Raw genomic sequence first — 3,822 nt, forward strand, 5'->3', positions numbered from 1 at the left:
CTATGAAGGCATGGCGAACGCCTTTTCCAACAATGCGGCCAGGCTTGCCGTGCGCGGCGAGGATCCATCGCTGTTGTCGGCTCAGGATCCGGCGAAAGTGGCGCGCGCCAACAAGGCGAATTCGATGGCCTACCAGCCGGCGCTGGAAAAGATCACCGGCTTCGACATCAACTGGAACATCGTGGCCTATCCGGACCTCGCCTGGGCCAGGCAGGTTTTTCCTGACGATGCCGACGATGTCGCGGTCGTGAAGCTCGCCGACGCCATCTTCGCCGCGTCGCGGGTCGATGTGGAGGACCCCATCGGCAATTGGAAGGCGCACAACGCGGCGCTGCGCAGCCGCACCGAATGGCTCAACGGCCATGATTTCCATGCGCTGCACTTTGCCGGACCCGGCACCGACCTGACGGTTGGACTGGCGGACGGCCATGAATGGATGGGCGGCGCCTCGACCGCCAAGAACGGCATCACCTGCAACCCCAACATCCCGACCGAGGAAGTCTTCACCACGCCGCATGCAAGGCGGGTCGAGGGTCATGTCTCCTCGACCAAGCCGCTGTCCTACCAGGGCACGCTGATCGACGACATTTCGGTGCGTTTCGAAGAAGGCAGGATTGTCGAGGCCAAGGCATCGAAGGGCGAGGATGTGCTGAAGAAGGTGCTCGATACAGATGAGGGCGCGCGCCGCCTCGGCGAAGTAGCGCTGGTGCCGCATTCCTCGCCGATCTCGGCAAGCGGGCTGTTGTTCTTCAACACGCTGTTCGACGAGAACGCCGCCTGCCATATCGCGCTCGGCCAGTGCTATTCGAAGTGCTTCGTCGACGGCGCCTCGCTCAGCCAGGACGAGATCGCGGCGCGCGGCGGCAACAAGAGCTTCATCCACATCGACTGGATGATCGGTTCGGACAAGATCGACATCGATGGTGTCCACAAGGACGGCGCCCGCGTGCCCGTCATGCGCAAGGGTGAATGGGCTTGACCGTACGGAGGGTGCGATGGCCTTCGACCTGGCGGTCAAGCGTATCTACGAGCCACCCGCGCCCGATGACGGGCAGCGGGTTCTGGTCGACCGCATCTGGCCGCGCGGTGTCAGCAAGGAAGACGCTGCGCTGACGCTGTGGTTGAAGGACATCGCACCGAGCGACGACCTGCGAAAGTGGTTCGGCCATGCGCCGGCGCGCTGGCCGGAGTTTCAGGAGCGGTATCGTGCTGAGCTGGACGGGAACGGCGAGGCGGTGAGTGAATTGCGAGGCTTGATCAGCCACGGCAAGGTGACGCTGCTCTATGGCGCGCATGATGAAGCGCATAACAATGCGGTGGCGCTGGCGGGGTATCTCAGCGCAAGCGCTCACAATTAGCCATCGTTAGCCAGACCTTCGTCATCCTCGGGCTTGACCCGAGGATCCATGCCGCGACCTCAGTCGAAAGGCGCAGCGGAGCAGAATCTGCACCGTTGCAACACGGATAGATCACGGCATGGATCCTATGGTCTGCGCTGCGTCGCTCCGCTCCTTGCTTCGCCATAGGATGACGAAGTGAGGTGTATGCGCTGCCCTACTTCACCACCGCCTCATAAACATCAGCCTTGAACCCCACCAGAATCCGATCCCCAACCTCCAGCACCGGTCGCTTGATCACGGTCGGCTTGGCCAGCATCAGCGCCTTGGCCTTCTTTTCGTCGAGGCTCTGCTTGTCGTTGTCCGGCAGTTCGCGAAACGTGGTGCTACCCTTGTTGAGCAGCTTTTCCCAGCCGACCTTGCCCGCCCAGCCATCCAGCCGCTTCGCGTCCAGTCCCTCTGCCCTGAAATCGTGAAACCTGTAGGCCACGTCATGGCCTTCCAGCCAGAGGCGCGCCTTCCTGACCGTGTCGCAGGTGGTGATGCCGTACATGATGATCGTCAAAACAGTGGCCCTTCCGATTTCGAATCTGACCGCAGATTAAGGACGCTCTGCGCGCTTTGCCAGCGCTCCCCGGCATGCCTTCGGTTTTGCCCTTGCCAACACTAAGGAATTTCCCTAAGTATTTTGACAGCGCCTCAGGACCAACCAATGACAAGCCTTCAGACCACAACTCCGAGCCCTCCGCCGATCGACGGCATCTTTCGCGCACTGTCCGATCCGACGCGGCGACGCGTGGTGGAGCGGCTGAACCGCAGCCCTGCCTCGGTCAGCGAGCTTGCCCAACCGTTCGACATGGCCCTGCCCTCCTTCATCGAACATCTCAAAATCCTCGAAGGTTGCGGGCTGGTGCGCTCGCAAAAGACCGGCCGGGTCAGGACCTATCAACTGGCGCCCGAGCCGCTGAAGCTTGCCGAAAACTGGCTGGCCGAACAGCGCACGCTGTGGGAGCGCCGCCTCGACCAGTTCGACGCCTATGTGATGACCCTCAAGGAGACAGAAAAATGATCTATCCCCTCAAGCCGGATCCCAGACTGGACCTCGTGCTGGAGCGCGTCATCGATGCGCCGCGCGAATTGCTGTGGCGCGCCTTGACGACGCCGGAGCACGTCAAGCAATGGTTCACGCCGAAGCCTTGGATGATCACCGACTGCGAGATAGACCTCAGGCCGGGCGGGCTGTTCCGCACGCGCATGCAGTCGCCCGACGGAACCGAGGTCAACGACCGCCATTGCTGCTATCTCGAAATCGTGCCGAACGAGCGGCTGGTGTGGACGGATGCATTGTTGCCGGGTTACCGGCCGTCAGGGGAACCCTTCATCACCGCTGTTATCTCCTTGCAGCCGGACGGCAAGGGCACGCGCTACACCGCCACCGCCATCCATCGCGACGAGGCGACCCGCAACAACCATGAGGAGATGGGTTTCTTCAACGGCTGGGGCACGGTGGCCGATCAGCTTGGGCAGTACGTGAAGACGATCTGATCTTCCCACATGACGGCCAGGACGTTGTCTTGGCCGTCATGCTTGTTTTCAACCCGGGAGCGAAGAGAGCAGTCTCCCGGTGGCATTTCCGCCTCAATAATAGAAGCGCTCTTCGGTGATCTTGCCGTTCTTGACTGTGTAGAGGCCAACTTCATCCATGGTGACGCGCTCGCCGGTGGCCTTGGGCGTGATGTCGAACTTGAAGCGCACCGCGAACTGGTCTCCGTTGACATAGGGGCCCTCGACCGAGCCGCCATGCACTTCGTTGTTCTCCTGCCACCACTGGCCCTTCTGCTTGAGAGCCTCCTTGCCATGGGAGATGGCCATCGGCCCCGCCATGGCTTCGAGACTGACGATATCATCGGCATTGTACTTCTCGGCAGCAGCTTCGTTATCGCCCTGCTTGAGCAGTTCGGTGAAATCTTTGGCAATTTCCGCGATGGTCATTTGTGTTCCTCCTGTCAGACGCACTGCAAATGGGGAACAGCTTGCTGGCCTGCCACCATTGCCGGCACTACAGCTGACAAGCCGTGTCAGGACGATTGATATAGCGGCTGTATGACGACGATTTCTCACATGCCGGCTAGGGAATCGTCCTGACCGGTCAATTGCCAGGTCGCCGGACATTTGTATTCACCCTGGTGGCTACGGATCAGCGAAAAACTCCGCACTGTCCAGGATATCGGCTCAACGATCCGTTCCCGCACTTTTGGAACGCCCCTCCTGTCGCGAAGCAGCGTGACATGTGGCTCCAGCGAGGTCGTGATGAATGGCTTTAGCGGGCTGTCGTCAATTACGGCAGAGAGCTTGCGCCAGAAGGCTTGCAAAGTCGGCGAATGGTCGCTGCTGCGAAGCACCAGCGCCCCGCCGCCGAAAGCCGACAGGCGGTCGAAGCAAACATCGAATGGTGTGGCTTGCATCAGCAAGCCGACATGGCGGG

The 3,822-nt window shown here is 61.0% G+C and carries 7 protein-coding genes; 4 read left to right on the top strand and 3 right to left on the bottom strand.

What is annotated here, in order from left to right:
- Positions 1 to 979, top strand: a 979-nt coding sequence (locus EN939_RS24595) for an aminopeptidase (protein ID WP_164751190.1), incomplete at its 5' end; no start/stop codon positions are given.
- A 16-nt stretch (positions 980 to 995) separates the two neighbouring features.
- Complete coding sequence (locus tag EN939_RS24600; protein ID WP_127270292.1) at positions 996 to 1,358, top strand: DUF488 domain-containing protein; 363 nt, start codon at positions 996 to 998, stop codon at positions 1,356 to 1,358.
- A 196-nt stretch (positions 1,359 to 1,554) separates the two neighbouring features.
- Here EN939_RS24600 and EN939_RS24605 read toward each other — a convergent pair whose 3' ends face one another.
- A complete protein-coding gene (locus EN939_RS24605) occupies positions 1,555 to 1,902 on the bottom strand; it encodes an ArsC family reductase (protein WP_127270294.1) in 348 nt (115 codons plus the stop codon).
- Between the two features lie 147 nt (positions 1,903 to 2,049).
- Between EN939_RS24605 and EN939_RS24610 the strand changes: the two genes are divergently transcribed.
- Together EN939_RS24610 and EN939_RS24615 are read left to right on the top strand one after the other, a co-directional pair.
- Positions 2,050 to 2,406 (top strand): ArsR/SmtB family transcription factor, encoded by a 357-nt coding sequence (locus tag EN939_RS24610; RefSeq protein WP_127270295.1) that lies wholly within the window; start codon positions 2,050 to 2,052, stop codon positions 2,404 to 2,406.
- Positions 2,403 to 2,882, top strand: a complete 480-nt coding sequence (locus EN939_RS24615) for an SRPBCC family protein (protein ID WP_127270213.1) — start codon at positions 2,403 to 2,405, stop codon at positions 2,880 to 2,882. Before EN939_RS24610 ends, EN939_RS24615 begins: the two co-directional genes overlap by 4 nt.
- A gap of 93 nt (positions 2,883 to 2,975) precedes the next feature.
- Here the strand turns inward: EN939_RS24615 and EN939_RS24620 are convergent, their stop codons facing one another.
- Complete coding sequence (locus EN939_RS24620; protein WP_127270215.1) at positions 2,976 to 3,329, bottom strand: nuclear transport factor 2 family protein; 354 nt, start codon at positions 3,327 to 3,329, stop codon at positions 2,976 to 2,978.
- Between the two features lie 125 nt (positions 3,330 to 3,454).
- A partial coding sequence (locus tag EN939_RS24625; RefSeq protein WP_164751191.1) for a 2'-5' RNA ligase family protein occupies positions 3,455 to 3,822 on the bottom strand: 368 nt, incomplete at its 5' end.

This window comes from Mesorhizobium sp. M7A.F.Ca.CA.002.05.1.1, assembly GCF_003998335.1.
Lineage (GTDB): Bacteria > Pseudomonadota > Alphaproteobacteria > Rhizobiales > Rhizobiaceae > Mesorhizobium.

Coding starts and splice junctions, on each gene's coding strand:
- EN939_RS24600 (WP_127270292.1), top strand. CDS start 996: ATGGCCTTCGACCTGGCGGTCAAGCGTATCTACGAGCCACCCGCGCCC.
- EN939_RS24610 (WP_127270295.1), top strand. CDS start 2,050: ATGACAAGCCTTCAGACCACAACTCCGAGCCCTCCGCCGATCGACGGC.
- EN939_RS24615 (WP_127270213.1), top strand. CDS start 2,403: ATGATCTATCCCCTCAAGCCGGATCCCAGACTGGACCTCGTGCTGGAG.
- EN939_RS24620 (WP_127270215.1), bottom strand. CDS start 3,329: ATGACCATCGCGGAAATTGCCAAAGATTTCACCGAACTGCTCAAGCAG.